This is a genomic window from Clostridium transplantifaecale (assembly GCF_900626075.1).
GTDB lineage: Bacteria > Bacillota > Clostridia > Lachnospirales > Lachnospiraceae > Otoolea > Otoolea transplantifaecalis.
In genome coordinates this window covers 729,796-745,855 of sequence record NZ_UYZY01000002.1, presented here as the reverse complement: position 1 = coordinate 745,855, position 16,060 = coordinate 729,796, and the positions used below count along the sequence as shown (strand labels likewise).

13 protein-coding genes are annotated in these 16,060 nt (G+C 47.1%); 5 read left to right on the top strand and 8 right to left on the bottom strand.

Annotated features, from left to right (window positions below; all coding sequences use genetic code 11):
* Positions 1-7: 7 nt before the first annotated feature.
* The 3 genes from EJL91_RS09045 to EJL91_RS09035 are packed head-to-tail and all read left to right on the top strand — an operon-like array spanning position 8 to position 5,819.
* Positions 8-1,396 (top strand): V-type ATP synthase subunit B, encoded by a 1,389-nt coding sequence (locus EJL91_RS09045; protein ID WP_125141609.1) that lies wholly within the window; start codon positions 8-10, stop codon positions 1,394-1,396.
* Between the two features lie 33 nt (positions 1,397-1,429).
* Entirely contained in the window at positions 1,430-2,047 is a 618-nt protein-coding gene (locus tag EJL91_RS09040) for a V-type ATP synthase subunit D (protein WP_125141608.1), read from the top strand.
* A 16-nt stretch (positions 2,048-2,063) separates the two neighbouring features.
* The gene (locus tag EJL91_RS09035) at positions 2,064-5,819 is read left to right on the top strand and encodes a diguanylate cyclase domain-containing protein (RefSeq protein ID WP_125141607.1); all 3,756 of its coding nucleotides are present in this window, start codon (positions 2,064-2,066) and stop codon (positions 5,817-5,819) included.
* A gap of 208 nt (positions 5,820-6,027) precedes the next feature.
* Here the strand turns inward: EJL91_RS09035 and EJL91_RS09030 are convergent, their stop codons facing one another.
* Positions 6,028-6,645, bottom strand: coding sequence for a hypothetical protein (locus tag EJL91_RS09030; protein WP_125141606.1), 618 nt, complete (start codon positions 6,643-6,645; stop codon positions 6,028-6,030).
* Positions 6,642-6,833: a hypothetical protein gene (locus EJL91_RS09025; protein ID WP_125141605.1), complete on the bottom strand. Its 192-nt coding sequence runs from the start codon at positions 6,831-6,833 to the stop codon at positions 6,642-6,644. The genes EJL91_RS09030 and EJL91_RS09025 overlap by 4 nt, the downstream gene beginning before the upstream one ends.
* Positions 6,834-7,068: 235 nt before the next feature.
* Here EJL91_RS09025 and EJL91_RS09020 point away from each other — a divergent pair, with 235 nt between their 5' ends.
* Both EJL91_RS09020 and EJL91_RS09015 read left to right on the top strand, forming a co-directional pair.
* A complete protein-coding gene (locus EJL91_RS09020) occupies positions 7,069-7,437 on the top strand; it encodes a BlaI/MecI/CopY family transcriptional regulator (RefSeq protein WP_125141604.1) in 369 nt (122 codons plus the stop codon).
* Between the two features lie 9 nt (positions 7,438-7,446).
* A complete protein-coding gene (locus EJL91_RS09015) occupies positions 7,447-8,784 on the top strand; it encodes a M56 family metallopeptidase (RefSeq protein ID WP_125141603.1) in 1,338 nt (445 codons plus the stop codon).
* Between the two features lie 125 nt (positions 8,785-8,909).
* Here EJL91_RS09015 and EJL91_RS09010 read toward each other — a convergent pair whose 3' ends face one another.
* The 6 genes from EJL91_RS09010 to EJL91_RS08985 all read right to left on the bottom strand — a co-directional run bounded on the left by EJL91_RS09010 (position 8,910) and on the right by EJL91_RS08985 (position 16,054).
* Positions 8,910-10,976, bottom strand: coding sequence for a pyruvate formate lyase family protein (locus EJL91_RS09010; protein WP_125141602.1), 2,067 nt, complete (start codon positions 10,974-10,976; stop codon positions 8,910-8,912).
* Between the two features lie 187 nt (positions 10,977-11,163).
* Positions 11,164-12,015 carry a glycyl-radical enzyme activating protein gene (locus EJL91_RS09005; protein WP_125141601.1) on the bottom strand — a complete coding sequence of 284 codons (852 nt, stop codon included), beginning with the start codon at positions 12,013-12,015 and terminating at the stop codon, positions 11,164-11,166.
* A gap of 7 nt (positions 12,016-12,022) precedes the next feature.
* A complete protein-coding gene (locus tag EJL91_RS09000) occupies positions 12,023-12,514 on the bottom strand; it encodes an ureidoglycolate lyase (RefSeq protein ID WP_125141600.1) in 492 nt (163 codons plus the stop codon).
* 25 nt (positions 12,515-12,539) lie between these two features.
* Positions 12,540-14,057, bottom strand: coding sequence for a sugar ABC transporter ATP-binding protein (locus EJL91_RS08995; protein WP_125141599.1), 1,518 nt, complete (start codon positions 14,055-14,057; stop codon positions 12,540-12,542).
* A gap of 12 nt (positions 14,058-14,069) precedes the next feature.
* Positions 14,070-15,044, bottom strand: coding sequence for an ABC transporter permease (locus tag EJL91_RS08990; protein ID WP_125141598.1), 975 nt, complete (start codon positions 15,042-15,044; stop codon positions 14,070-14,072).
* 41 nt (positions 15,045-15,085) lie between these two features.
* Positions 15,086-16,054, bottom strand: coding sequence for an ABC transporter permease (locus EJL91_RS08985; RefSeq protein ID WP_164516787.1), 969 nt, complete (start codon positions 16,052-16,054; stop codon positions 15,086-15,088).
* Positions 16,055-16,060: the final 6 nt, after the last annotated feature.

Genomic DNA, 16,060 nt, shown 5'->3' with positions numbered 1-16,060 from the left:
CTTTATTATGGCAATTGAATATTTAGGGCTCAGTTCCATTAACGGACCTCTGGTAATACTGGATGGCGTTGAGAATGCCGCTTACGACGAGATCGTGGAGATGAGCGTCGGCGGGCAGGAACGCAAACTCGGAAAAATCATTGAACTTTATGGCGAAAAAGCCATCATACAGGTATTCGAAGGCACGGAAAATATGGCCCTTCGCAATACCCACACCAGACTGACCGGCCATCCGATGGAGATTATCGTCTCAGAGGAGATGCTGGGACGCACCTTCAACGGAATCGGCCAGCCCATCGACGGACTCGGTCCCGTACCCGGCAATGTCAGACTGGACGTCAACGGAAAACCGCTTAACCCGGTTTCCAGGGAATATCCGCGAAACTACATCAGGACCGGCATCTCCGCCATCGACGGCCTGACCACTCTGATCCGCGGACAGAAGCTGCCGATTTTCTCCGGCAACGGACTTCCCCACGATCAGCTTGCAGCACAGATTGTACAGCAGGCCTCCCTCGGCGATGACTCCAAAGAGAAATTTGCCATCGTGTTCGCGGCCATGGGCGTAAAATACGAGGTCGGCGACTATTTCCGCCGGACCTTTGAGGAGAGCGGCGTTTCCGATCACGTCGTCACCTTTATCAACCTTGCTAATGATCCCGTTATGGAACGTCTGATCACACCAAAGATCGCCCTGACCACGGCAGAGTATCTGGCATTCGAAAAGCATATGCATATTCTGGTTATCCTGACGGATATGACGTCGTTTGCAGAAGCCATGCGTGAGGTATCCTCCTCCAAAGGAGAGATCCCGTCGCGTAAAGGTTATCCCGGCTATCTGTACAGCGAGCTCGCCTCCATTTACGAGCGCGCAGGCATTGTGGCGGGAATCAGCGGCTCCGTGACGCAAATCCCGATTCTGACCATGCCGAATGACGATATCACCCATCCGATCCCCGATCTGACCGGCTATATCACCGAAGGGCAGATTGTTCTAGACCGCGGGCTTCAGGGACAGTCCATCTACCCTCCCGTCAGCGTCCTCCCATCCCTGTCCCGACTGATGAAGGACGGCATCGGCGAAGGTTTCACCAGAGCCGATCACCAGGACGTGGCCAACCAGCTGTTCTCCTGCTACGCCAAAGTCGGTGATGCAAGAGCCCTGGCTTCGGTTATCGGTGAGGACGAATTGTCGCCGATCGATAAATTGTATCTGAAATTCGGCAAAGAATTTGAGACCCGGTTTATCGGCCAGGATCCTCATGAAAACAGGACCATACTAAAGACGCTGGACATCGGCTGGGAACTTCTGGGCATGCTCCCGAGAACGGAACTCGACCGTATCGACACCAAGGTGCTGGATCAATACTACAAACCGGCCGACACCGGACAGTAATAAACGCACCGCAGCTCACAGGAGGTATTAATTATGAATCCAAATACATTCCCTACAAAGGGAAACCTCATACTGGCCAAAAATTCCCTGGCTCTGGCAAGCCAGGGTTATGAGCTGATGGATAAAAAGAGGAATATCCTGATCCGGGAACTGATGGCCCTGATCGATCAGGCCAAAGACATCCAGTCGGAAATCGATGTCACCTTCCAGACCGCCTATAAGTGTCTGCAGAAGGCCAATATTGAACTGGGTATCAGCTATGTCCAGGAGGCCGGGGAGTCTATCCCGGTTGAGGACTCCATTGAGATAAAGGCCCGCAGCATTATGGGAACGGAGATTCCCCTTGTGCGTTTTCACAAGGCAGAGGGAGAACCTCCCTCCTATGCATTCTACAGCACAAAAGAATCCCTGGATCAGGCGCGCGCCGCATTTGAACGGGTAAAAGAGCTGACTATCCGGCTGTCTATGGTGGAGAATTCCGCTTACCGCCTGGCTGCCAGCATTAAGAAGACCCAGAAACGCGCCAACGCATTGAAAAATATTACCATTCCGTCTTACAGCAGTCTCGTCCGTAACATTACGAACTCTCTGGAAGAAAAAGACCGTGAAGAATTTACCCGTCTGAAAGTGATTAAGAGAAGGCGGAGCTAAAGAGGAGATACTCCATATGAACCGTAACACACTTTTAATTGTGGATGATGTAGAGATAAACCGCGCCATCCTCCGGAACCTGTTTGAGAAGGACTACAATATTCTGGAGGCTGAAAACGGGGAACAGGCCCTGCTTCTGCTGCACCAGTACCGTGATTCCATCACCGCCTTACTGCTGGACATTATCATGCCGGTCAAAGACGGTTTTGAGGTCATGGCCGACATGGGCAGAGCCGGTCTTTTAAAAAATATCCCTGTCATTATCATCACCGCAGAAGATTCTATGGAGAGCGAGGTCCGCGCCTTTGATCTCGGCGCCTCGGATATTGTAATGAAGCCGTTTGAACCCCATGTCGTCAAGCGGCGGGTACAGAATGCCATAGAACTGAACCTTCACAGAGAGCACCTTGAAGATCTTGTAGAACGCCAGGCCATAAAGCTGCGCGAATCACAGGATGTCCTGATGGATGCTCTCTCCTCCGTCGTAGAACACCGGAATGTGGAATCCGGACAGCATATTCTGCGTATCCGTATGTTCACAAAAATACTGCTTGAAAACATCATGCGCAGCTATCCCGAATATTCGTTAAATGAACGCATTATCAATGTAATCGCCAGCGCATCGGCGCTTCACGATATTGGTAAAATATCAATTCCCGACGCCATTTTAAACAAACCGGGGCCTCTCACCGCAGAGGAATTTACAATCATGAAAACCCACTCCGAAAAGGGCTGTGAAATACTGGAGGGGCTCGATCGCATGGATGACAAGGAATATCTGCGTTACGCCTACAGAATCTGCCGCTATCATCATGAACGCTGGGACGGCCGCGGGTATCCCGACGGGCTGAAGGGAGACAGTATCCCAATCTGCGCCCAGGCGGCCGGCATTGCCGATGCCTATGACGCCCTGACTACCGACCGCGTATACAAAAAGGCATTTACGCCTGAAAAAGCGTATACGATGATTCTGAACGGAGAATGCGGCGCATTTTCACCCAAACTGCTGGAGTGCTTCAAAAGTTCAAGGGAACAGTTTGTAGAGCTGACACACAGCTACGCCGACGGCCATTCCCCTAAAATGGATTTAAAAAAGCTGGAGACACCGCCTCAGCTTCATCAGACGGAGGAACAGGATACTCAGCAGTTCGGCCAGATGAAGTACGCGGCCCTGCTGCGCTGCCTTGGCGCCACGGTCATGGAGGTGGATCTGAGCTCGGAAATCTACCATCTGGTGTACATTTCCAGCGACGACTTCGACACGCTGCGACACGGCGACAATTACCGTGACTCCCTCCACAACTTTATCGAAAAATCCGTGCATCCGGACGACAGAGACATTGTATCAGGTTCAAGTGCGGAATACATACACGATTTCGTGGACAACGGCCTGCTCAAACGCACCCGGAAATACAGGGTGCTCCACCGCGCTACCGGAACTTATCTCTGGTACGATGCGGTTATCCTCCGGGTAAATATTCAGTCTCCTCATTCCCACAGAATCCTGATTGTCTGGAAGGAAACTGAATTCGAGGCGCAAAAACTGCCGTGTCAAAAAGACAACTCCAAGGAGATTGACGCCATCCAGAACCTGATGGTCGCCATCAGCCAGTGCGTCAACGACCGCTGGTTCACGATACGTGACGTCAATCAGGGGTTCCTGAATCTGCTGGGATATACGCGCGAAGAGATCCGCGAACGGTTCCACAGCCGCTATGTTGCCATGATCCATCCCGACGACAGGGAATCGGTAGCAACTCGTTTTAAAGAACAGCTCCTGGCCGGACAGTCTATTGAACTTGAATACCGTGTCACGGCAAAGGACGGCCGCATTATCTGGGTTTTAGATAAATGCCGCCTGTCCGTCGACGAAGACGGAACGGAATACTTAAACTGCGTCCTCACCGATATGACCCAGGTAATGCAGGCCCAGGAGGCGCTCCGGCTGACCATGGAACGTCATCAGATTATCCTCGATCAGACCAATGACATTATTTTTGAATGGGACATCACAGGAAACACCATTAACTATTCCCCCAACTGGGAGAAAAAATTTGGCTATAAACCGGCTGCCGAGAGCGTCCGCACACAGATTCCGCAGGCCTCCCACTTTTTTCCGGACGATATTCCCAAGTTCCTTGCTCTGCTTAACAATATTGAAACCGGCAGCCCCTACGGCGAGGAAGAGCTGCGCATTGCCAACTCGGCAGGCCGCTATATCTGGTGCCGTGTGCGCGCGACCGCCCAGTTCGACCGCTCCGGCGCTCCCATTAAAGCGGTCGGAGTGATACTCGATATCGATGCCGAAAAACGCCGTACACAGGAACTGACCGATAAGGCGGAGCGGGATGCGCTGACCGGACTGTATAACAAGACTGCCGGCTGGCGTAAAATACAGTACCTTCTGGATAACCACAGCCAGGCGGAGCGCTCGGCCATGATGATTATTGATCTGGATAATTTCAAGCAGATTAATGATTCTTACGGCCACATGTTTGGCGATGCCGTGCTGACGGAAATCTCCTCCCAGCTCCTGCGTCTGTTCCGTTCAAAAGATATCGTGGCCCGGATTGGCGGAGATGAATTCCTCGTGTTTGTCTACAACTTTGCCGACGTCCCGGCCATACAGGCGCGCGCCCGGAGAGTCATCGAGGCCTTTCACAACTGCCTCACCGAGGAACTGCAGGATACCCGCCTTTCCTGCAGCATCGGCATCTCCTGTTTTCCGGATGACGGCACAGATTACCAGACGCTCTTCCAGGCCTGCGACCAGGCGCTTTACCATGCCAAACTGCAGGGGAAAGACCGTTTTTCCATGTTTGACAAATCGGTTGTTACAAACGCATTCCTTCGTAACTCGGGACAGGGCATGACGGCCAGCACCCGGATCGAGTCGGACGACTCCCCAAATCTGGTCACATACGGCATTATCCAGCAGGCATTTAAAATGCTCTATGCCGCCGGGGACCTGGAGATGGCGATCTATTCTATCCTCGAAATGGTGGGACGCAAATATAATGTCAGCCGTGTCTATATTTTCGAGGAATTCGGTGACGGTTTCTGCTGCGCTAATACCTTTGAATGGTGCAATGAAGGGATCTCTCCCGAGATCGCGAATCTGCAGCATGTTGTCTATGACTCCTATCTGGACGGCAAGTACAGTGATCTCTTTAATGAGAACGGCGTTTTTTACTGTCCCGATGTTTCGGTCCTGCCGCACAGGCTTTTTGGGATGCTGGACACCCAGGGAATCCAATCCCTGCTGCAGTGCGCAATCCGCAATGACGGCCATTTTGCGGGTTTTGTGGGCTTTGACGACTGCAGTGAAAAAAGGATTTGGACACAGGCGCAGATAGATGCTCTGACCTTTATTTCAGAGCTTTTATCCACCTTCCTGTTAAAAATGCGCGCCCAGGACCGGGCGGTGTCTATGGCTGAAAACCTCCAGATGGTGCTCGATAACCAGAATTCCTGGATCTATGTGATCGATCCTGATACCTATGCGCTTAAGTACATCAACGCGAAGACCTATGCAATTGCCCCTGACGCTGCGCTGGGAATTCCCTGCTATAAGGCATTTTTTAACCTTAAGGAACCGTGCAAACGCTGTCCGGCCCATAATATTCGTACGGCGATCAACCGTACGATGGAAGTTTTCAACCCGCTGCTCAATGTCTGGTCACTGGCGGACGCCTCCTTTATCCATTGGGAGTCCGAAGATGCCTGCCTGCTTTCCTGTCATGATATCACCCCGTATAAGACATCGCCTTAATTAATTTACTGTTCTATTCCTTTTATATACTAAAGCAAAAAAAGCAAACTCAGACGGAATCTTATTTCTATCTGAATTTGCTTTTTATGATCATGTCTTATAAATTCCTATTTTATGACAATCCTGTTAGTTTTCTATAATTAATCAAGACAAATATCATGTATCACAGTTTTTTAATTCTGTCTAACACTCTCCCGTAATATTTCAGTTATCGCATACTACCATTGAAATCCCACGTTTTAATTGTCATAGCAAGATTGTCACTATAAATCCAGTTATGGCTTTTAAACTTTTTGTAATCATAATTCACCCATAACTGACAATATAAAGTCATTGTGCCACCATATTTTTGTGCCGCTTCGTAACAATATCTTGCTGCATTTGATGCGCCTGAGGTTGGCCAATAGGGAATCAGAGACGTAATAGCTGCTAGCATTTGAGCTTTTGACATTTCCGCATTTAAATTCAGTTCGCTTGTACCTGAATAAGTATAATCGATTGCAAGCGGTGTAGGCGATTCAGCTATATTACTTTGTCCTGTTGCAACTTGTTGCCCATTAATGTAAACGTTACCATTATTATCCTTTGTAAGTATATCTACCCTATTATTAATAATATCATTAATAGTTGCATAAGTGTATTCATCATTAAAAGTTATTACTGCTTCAAGCGATCCATCATCAGAATACACCTCATAATTCTTTGAGGTCACCTGGCTGTTCTTGCTTAAATTAGTATTTTCATACGGCGAAGCAAGTGTCGGAATTAATGAATTTATCGATATTGTTAAACACAACAGACCAGTTATTAAATTCTTTTTTTTCATTTGAATCCTCCATTTTTCTTATATTTGCAAAATAAATAAATCAAATTAATAATAGCTAATACATCAAAAACAATTAAAAGAAGAGAATATTTTGAATAATTTTTCATATTAAAAATAATACTATTAATATTTAGCAAAATAAAAATATAAGTTAGGCCATAAACAATAAATCCCACCTTTTTTTTCATCGTTTCCCTCCAATTTAATCAGTATTTTAAATACTCCACCTCCTCTGGATGCGATTACAAAAATTATTTTCATTTATCTCTCCCGGGAATTCGACTACACGTCTGTAGTCTGTTTTATTATAATACTCCTTTAATAACCATATGTCAATTATCTCTATGAATTTATTTTTCTTGACACGACTACTGTATTGTAGTATTATTTAAATTAAATAATGGACTAAAAAGGATAATATAAATGAAATATAGCTTATCTCCAGCCGAAGAAGAAATTCTAACAGTTTTATGGGAAAATAAAAAATGGACCACCTGTAGTGAACTTGTAAGTCACTTTCATAAACAAGGTAAAGATTGGAAAAGACAGACTGTTAATACCTTTTTATCACGGTTACTTGGGAAAGGATTTGTCGTAAAGAATGGACGAAGTTACATTTATAATTTTACTAAAGAAGAATTTGATTCTTTGAAAGCAAAAGAGTTAGTAGAGACATTTTATAGCGGATCTGTCAAAAATTTTATGTCCGCATTAACTGGTAAAAATACACTAGACCCAAAATATGTGAATGAATTAAAAGAATATTTAGATGACATAATAGAAAGTGAATGAGGCGATTTTATGAGGCTTTTATCCACAATGATGCTCTCCAGCAACTTTTTATTCTGCTTATTTCTATTAGTTGATTACTTGTATGGAAAAATGCTTAGTGCCCGTTGGAAATGTAGAATTTTGAAAATTTCCCTTCTTCTTTCTATTATACCCCTTGCCTATATTCGAACGGCTATAGAGGCTGCTCTTTTTAAGCTATTTCCATTTTCTGAAAATATCGCTCTAACATTGGACGGCCACAAACAGTTCATTATTGTTGCCCCAACGGAAATACAAATTAGTGTTTCTCTCCGGTATGAATTGGCTATTTTCACTGTTTGGCTCTCTATAGGTATAATTGTTTTTTGCTTGCGCTCTTCACGTTATTTTTTACAAAAAAAAACAGTGCTGAGTTCTATGCAAAGTGTTTCTACCCCAGAAATTTTAAAAACAGTCGAACAATATCGAACCTCTCTTAAAATAAGGCGTTCGGTACGACTCTATATCTGTCCGCCTGAAATTCCGCCTTTTACCATAGGAGTATGGTCACCTGTAGTTGTCTTACCTGATAATATAGAGCTTGATAAAATGGAGCTGATTATCCACCATGAGCTTTGCCATATTAAGAATTATGATAACTTATATAAATTTATCCGTCCACTCGCTGTTGGTTTTTACTGGTTTAATCCTATCTTTTATCTATTAGATTATTATCTTGAAAAAACAACAGAACTAGCCTGTGATGAAGAAGTTATACAAACAAAACCTTCAGCGACCAGAAAAATTTACGGCAGTCTTATTCTTGAGATGGCATCTTCCTATAAAGAAGACGCTGGTATCTATACATCAATGTTTTGCTCTAGTAAAGAAAATCGTACACATAAAGACTTTAAAGAAAGGATTACTTTTATTATGAAATCAAAAAAATCATCACCAAAACATAAAATTATATCAACTCTCCTAGCTTTATTTATAGTTTTTTGCAGCAGCGTCCCAACATTTGCCTATCAGACCCCCAAAAAATACGAAGTAGTGGAAGACAATGATGAATTAGTGCATATCACACCTGATGAAACTATTATCTTCAATCCAATTGGCGCTACTGCTCCCTTTTCCTCCGAACCCATTTTATTTGATGAGCAATTTACGAATAGTAATGGCATGACCTATGATTTACAAAGCGATACCATAACTCCTAAAGCGAATTGTGAGCATGCATATGTACCTGGAAGTTATACCAGTCACTCAAAGAAATCGGATGGTGGATGTGTTGTAAAATATTATAATGCAAAAAGATGTAGTAAATGTGGTAAACTTGTAAAAGGATCTTTGACTAATACTGTTACATATCAAGTATGTCCTCATTGATTATATTATACGATAGTGTTGAATTCTCCCCATCTATTTTCTATATTCAGATATAAAAGGCTGTTTCCCCATAGATGAATTAATTTTGCATACTCCTAATCTATGGGGTGATAACCTTTTCTAATTTACATCGAAAGTTCCATACGCTCTATAATGTGATCCTGGTAAACCTCATCCAGCTCCACAAAATATCCGCTCCAGCCCCAGACCCTGACAATCAGGTTTCTGTAATTTTCGGGATGTTTTTTAGCGTCCACCATCTTGTCGCGGTTGACCGCATTGATCTGCATCTGGTGGCCTCCCATGTCCATGAAGCTCTTTACAAACATGGCAACCTTGCGGATGCTGTCGTCGTTACGGAACAGCGTATCATGAAGCTCTATAGTCAACGGTCCGCCGTTGGCAACCCGTACCAGGTGCGGTTTGGCGAAGGATTTAATAATGGATACCGGACCGTCCAGACGGGTAAACAGGCTTGGCGAGTAGTTGCAGGCCAGGGATTCCCCTTTCTTTCTTCCGTCGGGAGTTGTCACCTCGTCCTTTGCATGCCAGATATAGTACATGGCCGAACCGGTTCCTGCCCGGAAAATGCCGCCCCTGTCGTTCTTTTTCCCTTCCAGGGAATCGGCGAACCAGTCCAGAAGCGTCACGGCGAGACCGTCCACCCGGTCATCGTCATTGCCCATCTTCGGAGCCTCATAGCGCAGCATATTCTGCACCCTCTCATATCCCTTAAAGTCAACAGCCAGCATCTCATTAAGCTCATTCGCTGTAAATTTCCGCTCTTCGAACACGTACTTCCTGATGGCGGCCAGAGAATCCACCGCAGTGGAGAGGCCGGTGCCGTGGAAGCCGTAGTTGTTGTACTTATTACCCTCCGACACATCGCGGCCCGTGCTGATGCAGTCCTTCATCATCAGGCTCATAAGCGGCGCAGGCTCCATATAAACATTCTTAACCCCGGCGATCAGTTCGTCCGCCTGAGCCATGATTTTCTCCCTTACAAGCTCCATGAATTCCTCAAATGTACTGCATTCCGGCAGTTTTTCCATGCTGGAAATCACTGCATGGGCAAAGGACAGGCCGTTAATATTGGGAATATCCATTCCGGTTCCCGGTATAATAAATTCCCAGCAGGCGGCCACCACGTAATTATAAGCGTCCTCCTCCTCATATCCCCAGCGTTTCAGGGCAGGCACAATCACATCGTCATTGGCATACTGCGGAAATCCCAGCCCCTGTTTGGTCAGGCGGGTGCCTTTTTCGTACATATCTAGTGGCGTGTTCTTATTTACCCTGAGATTGATTTTAGGGTCGATCAATTTCAGTTCCAGGCTGGCCTGAAGGCAGAGATCCGAAAGTTCATTATAGCTCTCCGTGCCGTCCGGATTCAATCCTCCAAGAACAATACTCTGTCCGTTGTCCCCCTGCTGCATCCCCGTATAGAGATCGCTGTCCTTATTACAGGAAATAAAGAATTCCTCCACCAGCTCAAGGGCCTGCTCCCTGTTAATCAGCCCGCTCTCCATATCTTTTTTAAAATAAGGATACATGTACTGGTCAAACCGGCCAAAGGTATTGTGATAGTTAAAACTGCACCACAGGCAGTAATGGATCAGGCGGAGAAACTGGAGCGCTTCCCTGAAATTTTCCGCCCCTTTGGACGGGATTCTTTCAAATACCTTTGCCGCTTCTATGTTTCCGACGCGCTCGGCCTCTTCCCTGTACCGCCCTGCAAATTCTTCGATCAGGTCAAGAACGGTCATCAGCGCATCCAGATATTCTTTTTTCTCCTGTGAAATTGCCGGTTCGCCCAGAGCCTCCCTGATTTCCTCCCGTTTTTTGTCGAAGCCGGCGTCAATCAGCATGCTGTATGAGGGGTTAATGTTGCACACCTTACCCTGCTCGTGGATATAATGCTCTTTTTTTATCTCTTCATATTCCCGTTCCGTAAAGATTTCCGGCACTGTGGTTCTTGTGCGGAGCAGGACGATTTTTTCATCGGGATATACGACCGGACGTTCTTCTTTCAGCATAAAGGCCAGTCTTCTCACCGCCCGTTCCAGATCCGGGAGTCCTTCCTCCTCAAAACCGGCTGCAAGGGCCCTCGGGTCTTCCGGAGTGTCGCGGTATTTTTTCTGATCCTTTTCTACGATAAAACGTTCCAGCAATTTTTCTATATATGCTGTCATTTTTTCCTCCTAACTTCATCGGGTTACAGTTCAGCCTTTGGCTAAACTATAACAAAATGATGCACAGAAACGATAAAAAACACCGTTTCGCGCCGCGTAACTCGGGATTTTCACGAAAAACACGTGAAAACACCTCGCGGGATACATCATGGCTGAACTGTAACTTCATCGGCAACTGCTGTCCGGTCTACATCTTATGGCAGCAGATTCCCGCATTTTCAAAAGCCGACGTCTCAAGGACCGGTTCCCTGTCGACATCAAAGTCCGGGGCGTAGGCGCGCCCCACCATACTGTATTTGGCCCCTGCCGTTTTGTGATAGGGTAGAAGTTCCACCATCTCCAGGTTTTCGGCTCCTTTTAAAAGCTCCGCCGTCAGACGGTAGTTTTCCTCTGTATCATTGACTCCGGGAATGACAGGAATCCGGATCCGGAACGGTTTCCCGCTTTTCTTAACCTGTTCAAGATTCTCAAGGATTATCCGGTTGCTCACTCCGGTGTAAATCTTATGTATCTCATCATCCGCAATCTTGATATCCATGATGATATAATCCAGCTCATCAATGATGTTCTTAAAAATATCGGTCCTGCAGTATCCGCTTGTTTCAACCGCACGGTGCATTGTGCGCAGTTCTTTCAGGCAATTCAGAAGAAATTCCGGCTGTCCCGTCGGCTCCCCGCCGGAAAAGGTAACCCCTCCGCCCTGCATTTCCAGGTATTCCCGGTCGCGCAGCAGCTTTCCGGTCAACGCTTCCACCGTCATGCGCTCCCCGCAGATCTTTCTAAGACGCGCCGGGCAGGCTCTCACACAGTCTCCGCAGAGCATACAGCCGTCCGGGTGCTTGCAGACCAGACGGCAGCTTCCGCAGTCTGTACAGCCGTTTGGCGACACCATAAGCTGTGGTTTATACGACAGCCCCTCCGGGTTGTGGCACCACATGCAGCGCAGAGGACAGCCCTTTAAAAACACGGTGGTTCTGATGCCCGGTCCGTCAAATACCGCAAATTGCTTTATATCAAATATTACGCCTGTTTTTTCCATTCCGTCTTTAAATCTCCAGTTCCATTACCTCATCCGCCTTAAGTTCGCACTTATAACAGTCATTGGCGTAAGTTCTCTGAGGCAGCATCACCAGGGAGTGGATCGGATGATCGCCGGCCGGATATGGTGCATAGTGCCATACGCCGGGATGGATGTAAACCGCGGTTCCTGACGGCACAAAAAATGCCTCCAGCGTCTCCGCCTGCGGGTACGGGTCCGCGGTCGCTGGTCCGACGCAGATACAGGTGTCTCCATCCAAACTCAGGAAACATTCTCCTGTACTGGAGTGGAACTCCAGCACATCTACAACCATTTTCATCGGCTCCACCGCCGTCACGGACAGGGAGAGTGTCTCATTGCCTCCAAGGGGCATCATATCCCTGTAAAACCGGATCGGCTTCTCCCCAATACAGGGAGAGCACGGAGACAGCAGATCCACGCATCTTCCATAGACGGAAAAATCGCTGTCCAATATATTTTTAACCATCAGTTTTCTCATTGTTAAACTCCTTTCGCATGGCCCGTCAAATTGTATATGATAAGATCTTTTCCTGCTGGAAATCTTCCCGCGCAGTCAGCTCCGCAGAGATGGTTCCGCGTCTCATTACATAAATCCTGTCGCTCATGCCAATCAGTTCCGGCAGTTCGGAGGATATCATGAGGATGGCAACGCCCTTTTTCGCCAGATCATCGATAATCTGATAAATCTCCGACTTCGCATTGACGTCGATACCCCTTGTCGGTTCATCCAGAATCAGCAGGGCCGGATGGCTGGCCAGCCATTTTGCCAGTGCCACCTTCTGCTGGTTCCCGCCGCTCAGCGTATTGGCAAGCTGATGGCCGGACGTGCATACGATATTCAGTTCCTTTATTTTTTCCTCGGATACTTCGTGCTCCCGTCCCTTCTTTATAAACCCGTTCTTAAACATTTCGGACAGGGAGGCCAGGGTAATATTCTGTTCAATATCCATCCGGAGAACCAGGCCTTCAATTTTGCGGTCCTCGGTCAGATACATCAGTCCCTTTTTAATCATCTCTTTCGGGGCCGGTTTTGTTACCGCCTCACCCTTATAGACAATCTTACCGCCGTAGAATTTACGGGCGCCGAAAATACTCTTGGCCACTTCCGTCCTTCCGGCTCCCACCAGCCCTCCGATTCCCACAACCTCGCCTTTTTTCACATAGAGGTTAAGAGGAGCGGTGTTCGGGGCAATTTTAAGGTTCTCCACTCTGAGGATTTCCTCGTCCTGCGGTACGTGGGCGCATGTATACATCTGGTTTAAAGTTCTTCCGACCATCATGCCGATTACCTTGTCATGGCTGAACTCTGCCATATCAATCGTTCCGACATAACAGCCGTCGCGGAGTACCGTCAATCTGTCGCCAATCTCTTTTAACTCCTCAAAACGGTGGGAAATATAAATAATGCTGATTCCCTGTTTCTTCATATCCCTGATAATCTCAAACAGATGGTCAATCTCAGCCTGCGTCAGGCTGGCCGTCGGCTCATCCATGATAATAATCTTCGAATCATAGGAGATGGCCTTTACAATCTCCACAATCTGCTGCTGTGCCGTAGAAAGGTTGCGCACCAGGATTTGAGGATCAATGTCAAATCCCAGCTTCATCAGCATCTTCCGGCTCTGGGCATACATCTCTTTCTTGTTGCTGAAAATATTTCCCTTGCCCGTGATTTCCCTTCCCAGGAACAGGTTCTCCGCAACGCTCAGGTTCGGGCAGAGGTTGAGTTCCTGATGGATAAAGCCGACGCCCATCGCCTCGGCCTGCCTTGGGTTAGAGAAGTTCACGTTCTGCCCGAACAGCTCCATCTCCCCTCCGTCCTGGGGAATAATGCCTCCCAAAATTTTCATCAGGGTGGATTTGCCGGCGCCGTTTTCACCAATTAGGATATGCACCTCCGACTCATACATGTCAAAATGCACGTCATCCAGTATCTTTACATCCGTCCCCCGAATCGGTTTTCCGTAGGCGTCAAAAATATATTTTGTTATATGATCCATTCTTAAAATGGTTTTGCTCATCTGATCGACTCCTTACAGCTTTCTGTTCTTGACATTTTCAAAAACAATCGCAGCTAAAATGATGATTCCCATGATTGCGTCATAAAGGTAGTAAGCCGCATTCATCAGGTTGATACAGTTACCGATTACTTTGATGGTCATGACGCCGAAGAGCGCGCCCACAACGGAACCGACTCCGCCGAACAGGCTGGCGCCTCCAAGCACTGCGCCCGTGATGACTTCGAACGTATAATTTCCGCCGCCCATGGTCGGCTGGGCACAGTTGACGTCGATGGAAAGAAGGATTCCCACGAGGCTGGCGAGAACCGCACAGTTTACATAAACCAGAACGTTGATTTTCGCCGTCGCCACGCCGCTCAGACGGCTGGCCGGTTCACTGAGTCCGAATGCCGACAAGTTCCTGCCGAATGTGGACATATGTAATATGTAAAAAAACACGAGACAGATTACTGCGGTAATCACTACGGTTGTATTAACTCCAAACACCTCTGTTTTACCGATTGCCAGAAATCCCTTCGGCAGACGGTTAACCGACTCGCCGTGGCTTACAATTTCTGCGATTCCATATATGATGTATCCGGTTCCCAGGGTTGTGATAAATGCCGGCACTTTAATGGCCTGCACACAGAAACCGTTGATAAGGCCGATGACCACTCCGACTCCCAGCGTGATGAGAATCGCCGGCAGATACGCCATTTCATGAGTCTTTACAAGCATGCCGACAATCGTGGAGCTGAGTCCTATCGTATAGCCGAGCGACAGGTCGATGCCGCCGGTCATCAGTACCATCGTCATACCGATACAGGCAATAACCGGGATAGCCGACTGCTTAATAATCAGAAGAAAGTTGTTCACAGAAGCAAATCTGGGAACAAATATGGCAGCCGCGATGCAGAGAATTGCAAAAACAACAACGCTGCCATTTTTCTTCACAAACATCCTCAGCGCCTGTTTATTATTTTCCATAGTTTTTTGTTCTTTACCCATTTTTCTTCCCTTCGCAATATATGTTAAAATACGTACCGTAACTAAAATACCTTGGCCGCCTCTATCTTCCGGTTACGGCTGTAAATGGATACGGCTACAATCACGATAATAATAAATCCAATCACCAGGTTCTGATAGAACGGATGAAGTCCGTAAAGGTTCAGGCCGTTCCTCAGGAAACCAATGAGAAGGGCGCCTACGAGAGACAGATAAACCTTGCCTTCCCCGCCTGCCATGTTGACGCCGCCGATGACACAGGCCGCAACGGCATCGAGCTGATAAGTTCCTCCCTGTGTCGGGTGGACCGTATTCATCTGCGCGCTCAGCAGGATCCCCGCCACCGCCGCACAGAAGCCGGAAAATGCAAATACAAAATAGTTGATTTTCGCAGTGCTGATTCCCTGCTGCTTCACAACCATATCGTTGCCGCCGAGGGCATAGATGTAAGTCCCCAGGCGGGTCCGTCCCATAATCAGGGCCGACACGATACAGAAGATAAATGTAATATAATTAGAAATTGGCATTCCTAAGAGTGTTCCGTTTCCGATATTGACATATTCTTTCGGGAAGCCGCCCAGGGAGCCGCCTCCATTTAACATAAGGGCAATTCCGCTTGCCACCTGTCCAACCACCAGAGTTGTAATAAAAGCCGGCACTTCCAGTTTTTCAACCATAACGCCGTTAAACCATCCCATCAGGGCGCCCGCCAGTAAACCTGCGGCAATCGAAAGCCATATCGGGCATCCGCCCTTCATCATTAATCCGCTTATCATAGCGCAGCATGCAATAATTCCGCCGACCGACAGGTCGATTCCCTTTACAATGATAACCATGGTCATACCGTAAGACACCAGTGAGACGATGGAACTCTGTCTTATTACATTAAAAATGTTTCTGACTGTAAGATAGTTTGGAATCTGCGACCCAACAATTAAAAAAAGTAAGACTGCACCAATGATAAGCATTGTTTTCTTTGAAATTCTCAGATTTTTATCCTTCACTACTCCCATACCTTT

Bases quoted from the DNA above. Each gene is read 5' to 3' on its own strand.
- EJL91_RS09010 (WP_125141602.1), bottom strand. From the start codon at position 10,976: ATGACAGCATATATAGAAAAATTGCTGGAACGTTTTATCGTAGAAAAG.
- EJL91_RS08990 (WP_125141598.1), bottom strand. From the start codon at position 15,044: ATGGGTAAAGAACAAAAAACTATGGAAAATAATAAACAGGCGCTGAGG.
- EJL91_RS09000 (WP_125141600.1), bottom strand. From the start codon at position 12,514: ATGAGAAAACTGATGGTTAAAAATATATTGGACAGCGATTTTTCCGTC.
- EJL91_RS09025 (WP_125141605.1), bottom strand. From the start codon at position 6,833: ATGAAAAAAAAGGTGGGATTTATTGTTTATGGCCTAACTTATATTTTT.
- EJL91_RS09030 (WP_125141606.1), bottom strand. From the start codon at position 6,645: ATGAAAAAAAAGAATTTAATAACTGGTCTGTTGTGTTTAACAATATCG.
- EJL91_RS09015 (WP_125141603.1), top strand. From the start codon at position 7,447: ATGAGGCTTTTATCCACAATGATGCTCTCCAGCAACTTTTTATTCTGC.
- EJL91_RS09005 (WP_125141601.1), bottom strand. From the start codon at position 12,015: ATGGAAAAAACAGGCGTAATATTTGATATAAAGCAATTTGCGGTATTT.
- EJL91_RS09035 (WP_125141607.1), top strand. From the start codon at position 2,064: ATGAACCGTAACACACTTTTAATTGTGGATGATGTAGAGATAAACCGC.
- EJL91_RS09040 (WP_125141608.1), top strand. From the start codon at position 1,430: ATGAATCCAAATACATTCCCTACAAAGGGAAACCTCATACTGGCCAAA.
- EJL91_RS08995 (WP_125141599.1), bottom strand. From the start codon at position 14,057: ATGAGCAAAACCATTTTAAGAATGGATCATATAACAAAATATATTTTT.
- EJL91_RS08985 (WP_164516787.1), bottom strand. From the start codon at position 16,054: ATGGGAGTAGTGAAGGATAAAAATCTGAGAATTTCAAAGAAAACAATG.
- EJL91_RS09045 (WP_125141609.1), top strand. From the start codon at position 8: ATGGCAATTGAATATTTAGGGCTCAGTTCCATTAACGGACCTCTGGTA.
- EJL91_RS09020 (WP_125141604.1), top strand. From the start codon at position 7,069: ATGAAATATAGCTTATCTCCAGCCGAAGAAGAAATTCTAACAGTTTTA.